Below are 16,692 nucleotides of genomic sequence, written 5' to 3'. Positions count from 1 at the left end.
TTTCTTCATTTTCCATATAAAAAAATTTATATTTTCTTTTTGCAAGAGAATCTTAAAACAGAGGTGATTTCTGATATGGATCTTTTTTTGAGACATCAAATGATCCCCGAAGAAGGCGGATTTAAACTAATTTTATATCTTAATAAAGACGCGGCAGAATTTGCGACAGAGCTGGATCCTTTTCAACGAAGTAATCCAGAGAACCTTGATCATTCGGTGCAAACTTATATAAAAGAAAAAATCCCTAAAAATATGGTCATAAAGACCGTCCAAATTATGATTGGTACTCTCTTAGTTTCGACTGTCAGTTTAATGGGGAATAATCATGATTCCGCTGCTGCCCAAACCAGTTCAGTTGGCACTACATCAAGCACAACTTATCTTGTTAAAGCTGGCGACACTTTATCTGGAATTGCAAAGCAATTTCAGGTTTCTGTTGAACAATTGAAGCAAACAAATCAGTTATCCTCTGATATGATTCGAGTCGGCCAAGTATTGACTATTCCCAACGCTCCCGCTTCCTCAATCAATCAAAGCTATACCGTTGTTGCTGGAGATAGTCTCTCATTGATTGCCAAGCGTTTTGGGGTAACAGTTGATAGTTTACGATCCACCAATCAATTAACGACGGATATTATTCGAATCGGTCAGGTACTTATGATTCCTTCGGCAGGAAGCATTCAGCTACCACAACCTAATACAACACCCGTACCGACAGCTCCATCCGCTACGACTATTTCTACTACCACAACCTATACTGTAGTTTCCGGTGATAGCCTTTGGGCAATATCAGCACGATTTTCGACAACAGTAGATGCTATTAAAACTTTTAACAAATTAACATCCGATCAGATATTTATTGGTCAAAAATTAAGCATCCCTACAAATGGACCTACCCAGGAAACCACAAATACGAATACAAATACGACTCAGCTGCAAACGACCTCTTACACAGTAAAGTCGGGTGATTCCCTTTCTCTTATTGCAAGACAATTCAGCACGACCGTTGATGTTATTAAACAAATCAATCAGTTAACTTCAGATACCATCTATGTTGGACAAGTTATCTCCGTTCCTACGACTCAAAATAGCACACCAGTCACAACGACCGTAGATCCTCAAGTATCCAAGCTTCAGCAACAACTGCAGCAGTTGGGGTATTATGCTGTACCGGCCATGACTGGAAATCTCGATACGGCAACAGTCCAGGCCATCAAGACATTTCAAAGCGATTATGGTTTACCCGTTACAGGGACCGGAGATACTGCTACACTAACCGCTGTTCAACACGCCATCGTGAAAAAAGCGTTGGTTTTGGATAGCAGAAACTATATCGGAGTTCCATACCTTTGGGGTGGATCGACCCCGAGCGGGTTTGATTGCTCCGGGTTCATTTATTTTATGTTTAATAAACATGGTGTCAATACGACAAGAACGACTTCAGGCTCTTTATATACGCAAGGAATATCGATTGACCGCAGCAAGCTCCAGCCTGGAGATTTGGTTTTTTATGCTGTAAATGAACCCGGAGTCATTTCACATGTTGGTTTTTACGTCGGAGAAAATCAATTTATTTCCGCAACAAGTTCAAAAGGAATTCAGGTCGTTTCGCTCGACAATACGTATTGGGCGAAATATTATGTAGGCGCCAAGCGGGTGTATTAATAGGAAATTCCTTTGGTCACATGAGCTCTGACATTTTATCGTGGTATTCTTGCAATGTTGTCCTTGATAGCCTCGATCAAGGACATTTTACTGAAGTATTCTTGCAATTTTGTCCTTGATAGCCTCGATCAAGGACATTTTACTGAAGTATTCTTGCAATTTTGTCCTTGAGAACCCCGCTCAAGGACATTTAACTCAAGTATTCTTGGAGTTTTGTCCTTGATAGCCTCGCTCAAGGACATTTAACTCAAGCATTCTTGGAGTTTTGTCCTTGAGAACCCCGCTCAAGGACATTTAACTCAAGTATTCTTGGAATTTTGTCCTTGAGAACCCCGCTTAAGGACATTTAACTCAAGCATTCTTGAAGTGCTGTCCTTGATAACTCCTCCAAGACCACTTTACTGATTTTGAAAGAAGATTTTGGTCACATGAACCCCCAATGTAACATATTAAGATTTTCTTAATTTTTATAAAAACAAAAAAATTACCTTTTCTTTTACAGCATGCTCGCTTATAATCAAACTGTATTACGATTAATAGTACACTTAATACAGTAAAACATTCAATAATAATTCGTACGGTGCCGGGCACTGGATGGGGGTGTATGATGTTTGAGCTTGATATGAGGAGCCGTAAACCCATATACGAACAGCTGGTTGATAAATTGAAAGAATTGATCATTAACGAAATACTTAAAGCTGATGAACAGCTGCCATCGGTTCGAACGTTGGCTCAGGAATTAACGATCAATCCGAATACGATTCAAAAAGCTTATCGGGAGCTTGAAAACCAAGGATTCATCTATTCCATTAAGGGGAAGGGAAGCTTTGTTAATCCAAACAATCAGAAAAAGGATACAGAAAAAATAACCTCGGTAAAAAAAGATTTAGAAAAACTAATATTGGAAGCACTCTATTTAGGAGTTCCTGCAAAGGAATTGATTGATTTAATCCAACAATTAGACGCTTCAAAAGGGGGAGGCGACAGCCATGATTGAGATGAAAAATGTGTGTAAAGAATTTGATGGATTAGAGGCAATCGACAATGTTAATTTATCGATTCAAAAGGGGTCCATTTATGGGCTGATCGGCTCTAATGGCGCAGGAAAAACGACATTAATTAAACTGCTCGCAGGCATTTACCGCCAGGAAAACGGTGCCGTCACGATTGAAGGGAATCCAGTATTTGAAAATCCCAGCCTAAAGCAAAGGATCTTTTATATCCCAGATCAACCTTACTTTTTTTCGCAGTATACTACAAAACAAATGGCCTCGTTTTTTAAAAGTATGTATCATTCCTGGTGCGATAAACGCTTTACAAAACTAGTCCAATCGTTTGAACTTGATCTAAATAAAAAAATTCATACTTTTTCAAAAGGGTGGAAAAGGCAGGTTGCGTTTATTTTGGCTCTATCCGCTAAACCGGACATCCTAATCCTTGATGAACCGATGGATGGACTTGATCCAGTAGTCCGCAAAAAGGTTAAGAATCTGATGATTCAGGATGTGGCCGAAAGAGAAATGACCATTTTAATCTCCTCTCATAATCTTCGCGAGATTGAAGATATTTGTGATCATATCGGAATCCTACATAAAGGAAAACTATTGCTGGAAAAAGAGCTCGATGAATTAAAAACAGAGGTTCACAAGGTTCAAGTTGCCTACAAAGGTGGGGATTCACCAAAGCAATTGTTAAAGGATCTCAACATCCTTCATAGCGAGAAAAGAGGAAGTGTCCTCCTTTACATTGTGAGAGGCCAGGAAGAATTCATTGCTGAACAATTCAGCAAGTCAAACCCAATTCTATTCGACCTGTTGCCACTTACACTTGAAGAAATTTTCATTTACGAAATGGGGGATATCGGCTATGCCATTAAAAACATCATCGTTTAATAAAGAACTCTTGCTACAAGCCATACGGAGTGTAGGCTGGGTCTCGATTGTGTACTTCCTTGGCTTAATGATTGCCTTGCCAGTTAGGATGATGATGACCTATTCAAAAAAGGAATTTGTCAATTATCAGGTTAATAATCTCTTTGGGTACGATTTTGCGATTCAAATAGCACTCCTTGTCAGTATACCTGTGCTGATGGCCGTCTTTTTATTTCGCTTTCTCCATGTAAACCATGCGGCCGATCTGATGCATAGCCTTCCAATAAGACGCGAAAAAATATTTCATCATTATGCACTATTAGGAATTGTTCTGTTAATTATTCCAGTCGTCCTTATTGCGCTAGTTGTCATGATCACTCACACTGCAATGGACTTAAACTTATATTTTGATTCAAGCGATGTCTTATACTGGCTCGGGGTAACCATTCTCTTTAATGTGGTGTTTTTCACAGCTGGAGTATTTGTTGCGATGATGACAGGGATTTCCGCTGTCCAAGCTGTACTGACTTATATCTTTCTATTCTTTCCAGTCGGTATCACTTTGCTAACCTTCTACAATTTAAGAATGTTGCTATATGGATTTCCAAGTGATTACCTATTAAATAAAGATTTAGATAAACTGTCCCCTATTACCTACGCGGGCATGCTAGAGGGACGCCCTTTACAATGGGATTACGCAATTTTTTATTTTGTTTTAGCTGTTATCCTTTACGGTTTTTCGGTGTTTTTTTATAAAAAAAGGAAGATTGAAACTGCTTCAGAGGCGATCGCATTTTCTAATTTAAGAGCAGTTTTCAAATACGGTGTTACATTTTGCATGATGTTGTTCGGCGGTGTTTATTTCCGCGATGCCCAAAATACCGATCTTACTTGGATTATTTTTGGCTATATCCTTGGTGCATCAATCGGTTACTTTATTGCTGAAATGGTGCTCCAGAAAACGTGGCGGGTCGTTCGACATATTAAAGGATTAACTCTTTATTCCGTTATCATGGTCGTCCTGATAATTTCTATTCAATCGTTTGATATTTACGAGAATGCCGTTCCTGAAGTAGAAGATGTGAACGGGGTTTTGTTGGCAGAAACTCCGATAATTAATTTAGATGATACGGAAACATATGCGGATTATTTCATTCCTGCTCAGATGAAAAATGAAGAAAACATTAAGCGCGTCCAAAAGCTTCATGAGCAAATTATTGCAGATAAAAAAATGAATCAAAAATTAGGAAATGAGCAATACGAAACAGCCTTTTTCATGTACACCTTAAAAAATGGGGATAAAGTCGCGCGCCAATATAGAGTGAATAAAGAAATATATGAAGACTACTACCGTTCTATTTATGAATCAGAGGAATACAAGCGGACATCAAAAGAAATTTTTAAAGTTGATGCGAGTAAAGTAAAAAGAATCATAATTGGTGCCAATGGGCCAATTGGAAAAAGTGAGACCATTTCAAAGCAAAAAGAGCTGAAAGAGGCACTCCAGGCTTTAAAAGACGATGTTTTGAACGAAACATATGAGGACGGACAATACTACCAGGACCGCGGTTCAAGTATTGAAATTGTTTTTGAAAAAGATCGAACTGTCTTTCTGACTTTAAAGCCTACTTATGAGAATTTTTCGCAGTGGTTAACGGAAAAAGAATTACTTGAAAATGTTAAAGTGACTGCGGATGATATCGATCATATTATAATTGCTAAAATGAATTTAAATAATTACGAAGACATCGACATTACTAAAGAAATAGAAAAGGCCCCTGACAAATTGAAAATAACCGATAAAGACCAATTTGAGCAATGTATCAATCAATCAGGCTGGTCGAAAAACCATAAATATTCCGCTGTTGTTTACTTCAAAGATCGCCATTATTCGGAAGTATTCTATTATGACGAGGAGCATGCACCAAATTTCATGAAAGAGCACTTTGAGTAAAAGGGGTTACACCACATGGAGACAATTGAAATCGATCAATTATTTACCCTGTACTCTAAACGGCTGCACAACATTGCCCTATCGGTTACAAAAGATTGGTATTTAGCTGAAGATGTCGTACAAGAAACCTTTTTGAAAGCATATAAAAAAATTGAAACGATTGAGGATCCGAAAAAAATTGCCGCCTGGCTGTCTTCGATTGCAGCCAGAACGGCCATCGATTTTCTCCGTGCTGAAAGAAGAAAAAAATGCTGCCCAACAAACCAAACGATAATCGAAAACGCACTTTTTAATTCGGAAAGCAGGCATTTAACGGAGGAAGAGGTAGAAATAAGGCTTTTGGAAACAGAATTGAACGGATCGCTTGCCGAACTGTCGAAAGAGTACAAGGAAGTTTTAATTCTTAGGATTCGCCATGGATTAAATGAAAAAGAGATTGCTCAAAAGCTCCAATTAAAATCAACCACAGTTAAAAATCGACTTTATCGAGCAAGAAAGCAATTAAAAGAAACACTCATCAATAAATATTCAGCCTAGGCGGTACAACAAAAAACCCGCACGGAATTTCGCACGCTTTGAATGTAAAAATTTTCTAAAATATAAAAATAATTCCAAACAGAGAGGGGAATAAGCATGATCACGGTTCATAACGTTAGCCATGATTTTGAAATCGGGAAAAAAGGTCGGCAAACGATCTTTCCAGTATTAAAGGATATTTCATTTACAGTGAATAAAGGGGAAATTGTCACCATCGTTGGGCGGAGCGGTTCCGGTAAATCAACCCTACTCAATTTAATCAGTGGCTTTATTCGCCCAAAACAAGGGGAAATTTCGATTAATGGTGTTATCGTTTCAAACTTAAACGAATCAAAATTTGCTGATTTTCGCATTGAAAACATAGGTTTTATCTTTCAAAGCTTTCAACTTATTCCGAGCATGACTGCCTATCAAAATGTTGAGCTTCCTTTGATACTAAAAGGGATTAGTGAAGCAGCACGACGGAAAATGACAGAAGAAATGCTAGCTAAGGTTGGCTTAAGTGATTACCAAGACCATTATCCTGGAGAACTATCCGGAGGCCAGCAGCAGCGTGTCAGTATCGCCAGGGCGCTAATCGTCAATCCGCCTGTTATTCTAGCGGATGAGCCGACTGGAAGCCTTGATAGCGAAACAGAAGAAGATTTACTTCAATTTATCCTTCAACTAAATCGTGACCTAGGTATTACCTTTTTGATTATTACTCATGATGATAAAGTGGCCAAGATCGGCAATCGAACGATTGAATTGAAAGACGGACAGATTGTCGAAGGGATGATAGCGTCATGAAATTAACAGACCAATTCCGGTTTGTCCGGCAAAATATGAAAAAAAATAAGACGCGAATTTTTATGACCATTTTAGCTACCGCGATGGGATGTGCCTTCCTTATTGTCCTTGCTTCAGTTGGCTTTGGAATTCAAAAATCTGTTGTAAAGGATATTACCGAACAAGGGATTGTAACGGAAATTGAAGTACATGGAATGAAACTGGGCGAGGGTGATTTTCGTCAGTTAACAGAAAAAGACGTTCGCGAGTTTGAAAAGTTTGATCAAGTTAAAGCAGTTACTCGCAGAGTCAAGTTGCAACAAATGGCGAACTATTCAATTGGGGATTACGAAACAGGAGCAGAGACGATTGTAATGCATATGCCATCTGAGGTAAAGGCAGGGTTTGAACTTTCCTCAGGTAAATTGCCGACCAAAAAAGACGAAGTGGTCGTTGGCTATCATTTTGTTAAGGAACTTGCGTTAAAAGGGGTTAATCCTGAGGATCTTTACGATAAAAGTGGAAAAGTAAATAAAAAATACGTCTTTAACGACGACTTGATCGGTAAAAAACTTAATTTAGTGATCAGTCAATTTGACCAGGGGCAAGAGATAAAGAAAACGATTCAAGTTACGGTTTCTGGGATTAGCAAAAAACCGACTAAACAATGGTATTATGATAAGAATGTTTTTATCTCTGAGGAAATTTTGAAGGAGATCGAGGCTTTCACGGGCACACCAAGAGGGATTTTGAAAGATGCAAACAATCCAGACATGAAACTACCTGAAAATATGGGGGAGTCTTATGATCAGGTGAAAATCTTTGCTGATAACGTTGAAGCTGTCAAAAGTATTTCAAATAAGCTTGAAAAGATGGACTATGCAACCTATTCGGTTATTAATGAAATTAACCAAGTCAATATGATCTTTACCATCATTAAGGCGGGACTTATTTTTATAGGAACAATTGCAATTCTGATTGCTTCAATTGGCATATACAACACGATGACAATGGCTGTCACGGAACGAGCACCTGATATCGGAATTATGAAAGCGATAGGGGCAAATCCAAAGACCATCAAGAATATTTTTCTGTTAGAAAGTAGTTATATCGGTTTAATTGGAGCCTTGATCGGAACGATTGTATCCTACGCAATCAGCTATGCCGTAAACTTTGCTCTCCCGCTCGTTATTGAACAAGTGTTTGATGAAAAACCACCGGAGGATTTATTGTTTAGTTATATCCCATGGTCACTTCCCGTAATTTGCTTTGTCATTTGCTACTGCGTTACGATTCTGTCAGGGTTAAGGCCGGCTAAGCGTGCCACTCAAGTTGATGTGTTACGTGCAATGAGAAGAGAGGTGTAATTGACGCATGATTTCCCCCGTTAAAGGAAAAAGTAACAACTAGGTTCAGCAACGAAGGAGGGATACAAGTGGAAAACACCAATGAATTTGTATCAAAAATGAATGAAAATAAGCAAAAACAAGAAAAGAATAAAAAAACACGAGGGAAGGGGCACCCTGAACAACGTCTCCCTAATAAACAGCATTAAACTTAAAAATATAACAAAAAAAACGAGCATCGGAATTACATGTCCGATGCTTTTTTTATGCACCAAAAACAGATCATGGATAAAAACAGTCTAGCTTAAGCAAAATATTGCAGGGACAACTTCTAGAAGTTCCGATACTGTTGAATAACAATTTAAGAAAAAAGGAGGAATTTCTCAGTGGCACAAGTTAAGCTTGCAGTGGTTTATTACAGCTCCACAGGTACTAATTATCAACTTGCACAATGGGCAGAGGCTGGCGGGAAAGAAGCAGGGGCAGAAGTAAAGCTGTTAAAAATACCTGAAACTGCACCACAAGCTGCGATTGAGTCTAATCCAGCTTGGAAGGCACATGTTGATGCAACAGCCCATATTGGTGAGGTCACTCTCAATGATTTAGAATGGGCTGATGCACTGATCTTCAGCATTCCAACCAGATTTGGGAATATCCCCGCTCAAGCAAAGCAATTTTTGGATACAACAGGCGGTCTTTGGTTTCAAGGTAAATTAGTCAACAAAGCGGTAAGTGGAATGACCTCAGCACAAAATGCACATGGTGGTCAAGAAGCTACAATCTTAGCACTCTATACAACCTTTTACCACTGGGGTGCCATCGTTGCGGCACCAGGTTATACAGACCCGATTATATTTGGTGCAGGCGGAAATCCTTATGGAACCAGTGTAACAGTTGATCAAAACGGCAAAATGATAGAAGATGTTCAAGCTGCAGTTAAACACCAAGCAAAACGGACAGTAACAGTGGCAGATTGGATTAAAAAAGGAAATCAATAAAAGAGTTACAATGGTTGGCGTTCCCAAATATGTCGAAAACCCCTTCAATGAAGAAGGGGCTTTCTTTATTAGCAGTAACAGTTTTTAAGTCCTAATTAGATTGAGCGCTCAGTCAACCACTGATCAATCATAGGGTATGTTTTCTTAACAGCGGTTCCACCAACAACAACTGATACGTGGCCAGTCGGCATTACTTGGAACGTTTTATCCTTACTAGATACTTTATCAAGTAAAGGTTGGACTTGGTTTGGAGCGGCAATATGATCACGCTGCGCAGCAATATTTAAGATGTTCGCTTTAATATTGCTTAATTGAACTTGACGTCCGCGAATATATAACTCATCTTTAATTAATTTATTTTTTTGATAAAATTCACCAATCCATTGTCTGAATGCCTCACCAGGGAATGGGATTCCATCATGAACCCATTTTTGCATAAGAGTCCAACTCTTAATAAACTCTTCGTTTTCAAAACGGTCGGCAAGAGAAACATAAGGACCTACATAATTGACTAACGGTTTTAATAGCTTATTACCTAGGTCAATCATTTCTGGCGGGATAATCCCTAAAGTATCTACTACATTATCCAAATTAAAATAACGCTCGTCTAGCCAATTTGTAAATAGGCCAGTATCTTCGAAATCAAACGGGCTTGTTAAAAAGATTAAGTTACGAATTGGCAATTCAGGATGCAAAGACGCAAAAATAGATGTCATTGTTCCACCCATGCAATAGCCTAATAAACTAATCTCATCAGCACCAGAAGTGCGAAGAACTTTTTTTACAGCACGCGGGATGTATTCTAATACATAATCGTCAAACTTTAAGTTGCGATCCTCATACCCTGGAGTACCCCAATCCAAAAGGTATACATCATGACCTTGATTGGTTAAATACTCGATTAAACTACTGCCAGGAGTTAGATCCAATACATACGGCTTATTGATTAGGGCATAAATGATCAGTAGCGGAACTTTATTTGTTTTTTCAATGGTTGGCTGATAACGGTAAAGCTTCGCTTTGTTTTTTGTCCAAATGACTTCCTTTGGAGTAAGACCAACCTTTGGTTCAGGATCTCTTGTTAGTACTTCCGAAACACGCATGAAGCGGTGATAATTTTTTTGAATTTCCTCAGGCATGACACTCAGCCATGATTCCATTTCTTTAGTAGTTGAAAACACCATTGTTTTCCTCCTTTTAACGTTTAAACATTGAACCGGGATGTGACTGATTCAGAGGGGAGATTAGCAGAGCTTGGAAAAACGCCAAGGGCATTATCGAATCTCTAATCTGCCGTTCCATTACCGATTACATGTACACTCCACCGTTTACATTTAAGCATTGACCCGTAATATATTCGCTGTTCGCTAAGAATACGCATGCATCCGCAATTTCAGATGTTTTTCCTAAACGCTTCATCGGAATTTTAGCAACAATTTGATCCATGATATTAGCAGGGATTTCAGCAGTCATTTCTGTTTCAATATAACCTGGGCAGATCGCATTAACGGTAACACCGCTTTTCGCTGTTTCTAAAGCAAGGGATTTTGTGAAACCGATCATTCCAGCTTTTGCTGCAGAGTAGTTTGTTTGGCCAAACGCACCAGCCTGTCCTACAATCGAACTAATGTTGATGATGCGCCCAAATTTCTGTTCTAGCATAGTATTAATAACTGCAGAAGTTGTATGGTAAATACTATTTAAATTTACGTTGATTACTTCATTCCATTCTTCTTGACTTAGCTTACGGAAAGTACGGTCACGAGTGATCCCAGCATTGTTAATAAGGATATCAACACGGCCAAATTCATTTTTTGTTTTTTCGATTAATGTTTTTGCATCTTCAATATTCGCTACATTTGCTTTGCAGGCAATTGCAGTACCACCAGCTTGAGTAATTTCATCGACGACATTTTCGGCAGCTATAGAGCTTGAATTATAATTGATAACTACCTTTGCACCTTTTTTAGCAAATTCTTTTGCAATAGTTGCGCCAATCCCTTTAGAACTTCCGGTTACAATCACAACTTTATCTTTTAAACCGTATGTATCTTCGACTAGAGTTACTTGTTCTTTTTCAATAATCGCCATAGTATAAATGCTCCTTCATAGTAAAAATATATTTTGTTATTACTGCATTACTGTTTCTTACTTATTTTCCACTGGAGTGGTGGGACGAGTAGGTTCATCGCCAGCTTGAATGGCTTTTAATATGAGATCCATTTTTTTATCTAACTTTGCGATGCTTGCTTTCAATTTATTAATCTCAGAAGCAGCAGGGTTCGTTAATATCTCTTCCTCAATTTTTTGATCAAGATCTTCCACTTTTTCTTCTAAGTTAATAATTAAGGATGCCACGCTTGAAATTTCATCTCGTGTTGGCATATTAACTTGCTTTAAATACGCTTCTGTCGTATTTTGAATCACTTTTTGGTATTGCAAATACCCATTTTGAACTTGACCCATCCATTCTGAAAATGCTTCCTTTTGCATCGTCTCATGAATGACTTCATTCCATTTTGACTCTGTTTTGTCATAAACGCTTTTCCAGACAGCAAATGGATCCAATACTGTTTTTTGTGTCACCAGGTCTAACCTCCTTGAAATTATCTACCTTTTTAGAATCTTTAAAAAACTATTCATACATAGCATAATCTATTTTGTTAATATATGGTTCGTAAAAAAAACGTTAAATTGCGCCTAAACCTACGATATATCGACAAATTTCTAGAAATCTAACAAAAAAACATCCAGTTTTTGTCTAATTTTGAAAGAAAAGTAATAATTGACAGTGAAAACAAATAGGTGTAAATTACACATAAGGGTTAAACAAGCTTGAACTATTTTTTTCTATAAGTGAATAGAATAGTAAATAGGTTGAGTTTAAAGCGTTATATCGTCACATCTTTAAATCGTAAAAATGGGGAGGGTTTTTGATGGCAGCAAAAAAAGAAGATCAAAAATTAATTAATGTAATGGATGTATTTTGGGATGGCTGGTTTAATAGCTATCGTACTTTCCATACAATTCAAAATGGGGTTGAGGAGAAATCCTTACAGGCATTTGAAAGTCAAAAAGAATGGCTTAAAGCTACAGGTGATCAGCTTGCAAAAATGGAAGAAGATTCAAAGCGCTTAACTTCTGAATGGGTTGCAAGTCTTCAAGATGCATTGAACAAGGCACAGCTTGATTTCGGTGTTCAGAACGTATATGATTGGACAGATCATATGGAAGAACTTGGACATAAAGCGCAAACTCTAGCATTTAGCCCTAGCAAAGGTTCTCTTGAAGTGGCAGCTAAAACACTTACACAACTAGAAGAGACATTTAAAAACGTGATTGATCAGCAACAGAAAAACCGTGAGGATGTATTAAAAGCGGTTGAGGGCTTTGTTGACCAAATCAAACAATCCCAAGCTAGTGCTGCAAAATCAATCGAGTTATATAATCCTTTAGTCGCTAAATAAGAATAGGAGATTATTAGACATGCAAGAGCTTTCCTACAAGGATATTAATGTTGGAGACCAAGCGAGCTTTTCAAAAACCATTTCAGAGTCCGATATTTATCATTTTGCTGGGATAACGGGTGACTTCAACCCATTGCATGTCAATAGTGAATATGCAAAAAACACTATTTTCAAAGAACGAGTGGCTCATGGTATCTTAACCGCCGGTTTCATTTCAACTGTGTTGGGGATGAAGCTTCCAGGGGTAAATTCTATTTATTTATCTCAGAATTTAAAGTTTCTTGCCCCTGTTAAAATAGGAGATACTGTTTGCGCTGAAGTAACTGTACTAGAAAAAATAGATCGAAAGCAAATAATCCGTTTACAAACTGTGGTTAAAAATCAACATGGAGTAATCGTTGTCGATGGTGAAGCAACCGTTATGAAATTAACTTAGCAATAATAGCACAATTTAATGTATTACATTACTCTAAAAACTAATCGATTTCCTGTGGATACGCTGTGGGTTATAAAAAAGGCATACGCTTAATAAAGCTGTATGCCTTTTTTGTTTGCTCTGTTAAATTCGGCTGTTGATTTGCGCTCCAGGTGCTCAGCGACCCAGCGGGGGAGTCCGGGAGCCTCCTCGGCGCTATAGCGCCTGTGGGGTCTCCCAAGACACCTTCTCCCGCAGGAGTCTCGCACCTTCCGCTCCAATCAACAGGTCGCTCAAAAAACAACAATGTTCTTTAACGCAACCATTTGTTTACCATTTAGAAAAAACCAACTAAATCTCTGGAGCTTCCATGCCCATTTGACTCCATTCTTCTTGTGAAGGGCCGTATACTCCTGGAACTTTTAGACCGGCTTGCCGCATTAATACCGTCATTTGACCCCGATGATGAATTTGATGGTAATTTAAAATCGATAAAGTAAGACCCTTTGGCCATTTCTCACCGTACATATCATCAACTTCATTGAGTGTTTCATCTGTCCAATGTTCTTTAACCGCTTGAAGGATGTTTTGGCTTGAAGTTCGATACCCATCGGCAATCTCCTGTGCTGTAGCGGGTACAGGTGCATCATGCTTTACCGCTTCAAATTGAAGACCTGTCCTAGCTATCATCTCATCAAGAGAGGTTACGACATGCCATGCAATTCTTCCTAATGTTCGTCCTTCAGGTGTAACTTGCTGATTTAAGGATTGATCGGTTAAAGCATCCATGATTTTCTGAGTCGAGTTTGATTCTTGCTCCCACAGTGAAATAAATTCATTAACAGAATGAAACATTGTAAGCTCCTCCTTAAAACATAGTCCATTTCTATATTCTTTTTATTTATTCATTCTCCTTCTAAACTTATACTTTTATTTCATATCATCATATGTGTGTCAAGAAAGTTTACAAGAACGGCCCTGATGTCATCTAAGCTGTTTTTGTAGCCAGACAACCTTTTCTTCAATCTGTTTCTTTCTGCTTCGTCTTCAAGAAAGCGCAGTAAACACGGATCGAACTCCGCAACATTTGCTTTGAACGCCAGTTTTTCCTCCAACAAAAAGAATTCATTTTTTTCCTCCTGACCCGGTAGGGCATTCAATAAACAAAGGGGAAGCTCCTTCCGGAGACATTCAGCAATCGTAATTCCGCCTGGTTTCGAAATCACCATGTCCATTTGATTGTACAATTCATTCATTTCCGTGCGGGAATATAGGTAAGGAATCGCTTTCAGATATGGTTTGCGAGATTTTTGTATTTTGTTATAAAGCCTTTCGTTTTTTCCACATAATACAAAATACTTTATCTTACCGGAAAAGGCATCCGAATCCAAAATATTTTCAAGAGGTCCCACCCCAAGACTGCCACCTGAAATGATAACCTGGTACAAAGAATCGCATGGTCGATTGACAGACGGTTCAACGAGTTCTTTTTCTGTGATTTGCGGATGAACCGGGATTCCTGTAACAGCCATTTTACTTTTGGGTACGCCTCGCGCCTCGAGGAATTTCTTCATGCTTTCACTTGGTACAAGATGTAAATCAATTTGGTCAATTGCCCAAACATTATTAATAAAGAAATCTGTGTAGGCGTTGATAACCGGAATGGACAGCTGTTCATACTTTTTTAAATAACTGAGTAAAAAGGAAGGAAGACAATGGGTACAGATGATGATGTCAGGGCTTACTTCGTCAAGTAATCTTTTTATACTTTTTAAAAAGAATCGTTCATAAAAAAAATTGCGTTGAGCGGTTTTATAGGATTGACATGCATTAAAATGATACAGCTTGCTATATAAAGACGGAATCCTATTGATCGCATTCAAATAAAGACTGGAGGTAATCTTTTCAGCGAAACTTGAAGTATAGTGAAAAATATCAATTTTCGTTATCTCCATTAACTGATCGATTTCTTTAAAATATGCACTTAGTGCGTCTGCGACCTGATGATGTCCCGATGGAATTTGTAAAAAAGGTAAAATAAGAATTTTCCTCATTTTTTCAACCCTTTTTAGCTTACTATTTGTATTGATGCTTTTTTCGATTCGAGAAAACAATGGAATCCGTACTTTTCCATTTTAAAAAAGAAAAAAATCTACATCCTAATAAGAGATAAAAGAAAGGAGAAAGAGAAGGGATGTTGGTTCGCGGGATCTTGTTATCGATATGGAATTGGTTAGACCCGATTTATTTTTCACTTACCCGTTTACAATATCTTTGTGCCGATCGAAAAGGACAAGGGGTTTTTCGAGTAAGGTTAACCAAATATAAAGGCAAAGAGGTTATCCTTTCAGACGGAACTACGATTTGTAAAAATGATTTATTGCTTAAAATTCATCTACATAATGTGCGGTTATTACAGAATTATTTGCTGAAAAATGAGTTAGCAAAAGGAAGATGCATTTTAAAAAGCATATTAGAATCAATGCCTTTATTAGCTGAATATCTTTTACAACATCCAGCAAATAGAGAGATAAAAGGGGTCATCGGGGTTACGCTGATCAATAAGGGGTATAGATCGCTTGGGTTTGAATGTATTCATCCTAAAAACAAATATTACGCTAAGTTTAAAAAAGCTCAGCAAATTCCGATTTATCTTATCTCCAGTTCAACTATTTCTGTTTCAGACATAAAGAGACAACAGCCTGTTTACTTGATGATGTCAAAAGAAAAGTTATTAAAAAAATATACGGAACCGGTGTAATTTTCCTTCAACTCCCACTAGGACATTCTCTCTTTGCTCACTATACTGTATAGAGGAGAGGAGAGGAGAGAAGAGATACTTTGGAATTATTCATTTTTCTTATTGTCTGTATTGTTGTGGCGTTTATGTTATTAAAGGCGTATAAAAACACAAGGAAAGTGGCAATCAATACCATTTCCGTTACCCGACCGGACATTTTCGTTTCCGAACAAAATCTAAAGGTTCTTCACCTTTCTGATATGCACTTAGAAAATATCTCAATCAGCCCTGCTGATCTTCATACCATGATTTCAAAACAACCAATTGACCTGATAGCGTTAACAGGAGATTTTCTTGACCGAAAACGAAGCATTCCGAAGCTTGCAGCATACATTCAAGTATTAAAAGAAACAAATCCTAAATATGGTATGTATGCAGTATTTGGTAATCATGATTATGTTTTAAAGGGAAAGAATTTTAAGGCATTAAAAGATACGCTTGAGGAAAATGGATGTATTACTCTGCAAAACGAACATGTAACGATTGATGTGAACGGGAAGAATGTTAATATCATCGGAATTGATAATTATAGTACAAAACACAGTGATGTTCAAAAGGCTTATAACGGGCTGCCTGGAGGTTATAATCTAGTGTTAACCCACGATCCAAATGTAGTCCTTGAAATGGAAGATATCCCATTTGATTATTTATTATCTGGACATTTCCACGGTGGTCAAATTCACTGGCCAAAACCCTATCATTTAATTAAAATGGGAAAGCTTGTCCGGATGAAAATGGTTAAAGGGCTCCATTATCATGGTGGAAAACCTTTTTATATTAGTGAAGGTCTTGGTCAAACTGGCGTAAATATTCGAATAGGAAGCAGGCCTGAAATTACCTTCCATGAACTTTCATAATTTTGTTTTTACCT

General features: G+C 37.9%; 18 protein-coding genes. 13 read left to right on the top strand and 5 right to left on the bottom strand.

Features of this window, described 5'->3' with window-relative positions; translation table 11 throughout:
* Positions 1-75 precede the first annotated feature (75 nt).
* From ACI48O_RS11665 to wrbA, 9 genes are all read left to right on the top strand, one after another.
* Positions 76-1,665 carry a C40 family peptidase gene (locus tag ACI48O_RS11665; RefSeq protein ID WP_435561979.1) on the top strand — a complete coding sequence of 530 codons (1,590 nt, stop codon included), beginning with the start codon at positions 76-78 and terminating at the stop codon, positions 1,663-1,665.
* A 607-nt stretch (positions 1,666-2,272) separates the two neighbouring features.
* Positions 2,273-2,662, top strand: coding sequence for a GntR family transcriptional regulator (locus ACI48O_RS11660; RefSeq protein WP_435562000.1), 390 nt, complete (start codon positions 2,273-2,275; stop codon positions 2,660-2,662).
* A complete protein-coding gene (locus ACI48O_RS11655; RefSeq protein WP_435561978.1) occupies positions 2,655-3,557 on the top strand; it encodes an ABC transporter ATP-binding protein in 903 nt (300 codons plus the stop codon). Before ACI48O_RS11660 ends, ACI48O_RS11655 begins: the two co-directional genes overlap by 8 nt.
* Positions 3,532-5,490, top strand: a complete 1,959-nt coding sequence (locus ACI48O_RS11650; protein ID WP_435561977.1) for a DUF6449 domain-containing protein — start codon at positions 3,532-3,534, stop codon at positions 5,488-5,490. The genes ACI48O_RS11655 and ACI48O_RS11650 overlap by 26 nt, the downstream gene beginning before the upstream one ends.
* A 15-nt stretch (positions 5,491-5,505) precedes the next feature.
* A complete protein-coding gene (locus tag ACI48O_RS11645; protein ID WP_435561976.1) occupies positions 5,506-6,027 on the top strand; it encodes an RNA polymerase sigma factor in 522 nt (173 codons plus the stop codon).
* Between the two features lie 96 nt (positions 6,028-6,123).
* Positions 6,124-6,816: an ABC transporter ATP-binding protein gene (locus tag ACI48O_RS11640; RefSeq protein WP_435561975.1), complete on the top strand. Its 693-nt coding sequence runs from the start codon at positions 6,124-6,126 to the stop codon at positions 6,814-6,816.
* Positions 6,813-8,162 (top strand): ABC transporter permease, encoded by a 1,350-nt coding sequence (locus tag ACI48O_RS11635; protein WP_435561974.1) that lies wholly within the window; start codon positions 6,813-6,815, stop codon positions 8,160-8,162. The genes ACI48O_RS11640 and ACI48O_RS11635 overlap by 4 nt, the downstream gene beginning before the upstream one ends.
* Positions 8,163-8,230: 68 nt before the next feature.
* On the top strand, positions 8,231-8,350 hold the full coding sequence (locus tag ACI48O_RS11630; protein ID WP_435561973.1) for a DUF4023 family protein: 120 nt from the start codon (positions 8,231-8,233) through the stop codon (positions 8,348-8,350).
* A 177-nt stretch (positions 8,351-8,527) separates the two neighbouring features.
* Positions 8,528-9,139: an NAD(P)H:quinone oxidoreductase type IV gene (gene wrbA, locus ACI48O_RS11625; protein ID WP_435561972.1), complete on the top strand. Its 612-nt coding sequence runs from the start codon at positions 8,528-8,530 to the stop codon at positions 9,137-9,139.
* Between the two features lie 95 nt (positions 9,140-9,234).
* On the opposite strand, the gene phaC is transcribed toward wrbA, so the two are convergent.
* The 3 genes from phaC to ACI48O_RS11610 all read right to left on the bottom strand — a co-directional run bounded on the left by phaC (position 9,235) and on the right by ACI48O_RS11610 (position 11,725).
* Positions 9,235-10,323 carry a class III poly(R)-hydroxyalkanoic acid synthase subunit PhaC gene (phaC, locus tag ACI48O_RS11620; protein WP_435561971.1) on the bottom strand — a complete coding sequence of 363 codons (1,089 nt, stop codon included), beginning with the start codon at positions 10,321-10,323 and terminating at the stop codon, positions 9,235-9,237.
* Between the two features lie 124 nt (positions 10,324-10,447).
* Positions 10,448-11,230 carry a 3-oxoacyl-ACP reductase family protein gene (locus ACI48O_RS11615; RefSeq protein ID WP_435561970.1) on the bottom strand — a complete coding sequence of 261 codons (783 nt, stop codon included), beginning with the start codon at positions 11,228-11,230 and terminating at the stop codon, positions 10,448-10,450.
* A 57-nt stretch (positions 11,231-11,287) separates the two neighbouring features.
* Positions 11,288-11,725 (bottom strand): poly(R)-hydroxyalkanoic acid synthase subunit PhaE, encoded by a 438-nt coding sequence (locus tag ACI48O_RS11610; protein ID WP_435561969.1) that lies wholly within the window; start codon positions 11,723-11,725, stop codon positions 11,288-11,290.
* A 350-nt stretch (positions 11,726-12,075) separates the two neighbouring features.
* Between ACI48O_RS11610 and ACI48O_RS11605 the strand changes: the two genes are divergently transcribed.
* Positions 12,076-12,606 carry a hypothetical protein gene (locus ACI48O_RS11605; RefSeq protein WP_435561967.1) on the top strand — a complete coding sequence of 177 codons (531 nt, stop codon included), beginning with the start codon at positions 12,076-12,078 and terminating at the stop codon, positions 12,604-12,606.
* Positions 12,607-12,625: 19 nt separating this feature from the next.
* Positions 12,626-13,042, top strand: coding sequence for a MaoC family dehydratase (locus ACI48O_RS11600; protein WP_435561966.1), 417 nt, complete (start codon positions 12,626-12,628; stop codon positions 13,040-13,042).
* A gap of 330 nt (positions 13,043-13,372) precedes the next feature.
* On the opposite strand, the gene ACI48O_RS11595 is transcribed toward ACI48O_RS11600, so the two are convergent.
* Both ACI48O_RS11595 and ACI48O_RS11590 read right to left on the bottom strand, forming a co-directional pair.
* A complete protein-coding gene (locus tag ACI48O_RS11595; protein WP_435561965.1) occupies positions 13,373-13,876 on the bottom strand; it encodes a DinB family protein in 504 nt (167 codons plus the stop codon).
* A gap of 80 nt (positions 13,877-13,956) precedes the next feature.
* A complete protein-coding gene (locus ACI48O_RS11590) occupies positions 13,957-15,075 on the bottom strand; it encodes an MGDG synthase family glycosyltransferase (protein ID WP_435561964.1) in 1,119 nt (372 codons plus the stop codon).
* A 140-nt stretch (positions 15,076-15,215) separates the two neighbouring features.
* Between ACI48O_RS11590 and ACI48O_RS11585 the strand changes: the two genes are divergently transcribed.
* Both ACI48O_RS11585 and ACI48O_RS11580 read left to right on the top strand, forming a co-directional pair.
* Entirely contained in the window at positions 15,216-15,782 is a 567-nt protein-coding gene (locus ACI48O_RS11585; RefSeq protein WP_435561963.1) for a YkoP family protein, read from the top strand.
* Positions 15,783-15,907: 125 nt separating this feature from the next.
* Positions 15,908-16,678: a metallophosphoesterase gene (locus tag ACI48O_RS11580; protein ID WP_435561999.1), complete on the top strand. Its 771-nt coding sequence runs from the start codon at positions 15,908-15,910 to the stop codon at positions 16,676-16,678.
* The last annotated feature ends 14 nt before the right edge of the window (positions 16,679-16,692 follow it).

This window comes from Neobacillus terrisolis, from assembly GCF_051233475.1.
Lineage (GTDB): Bacteria > Bacillota > Bacilli > Bacillales > Cytobacillaceae > Bacillus_BU.
Note: the sequence above shows the minus strand (reverse complement) of the source record. Positions and strands in the feature narration are given on the sequence as shown.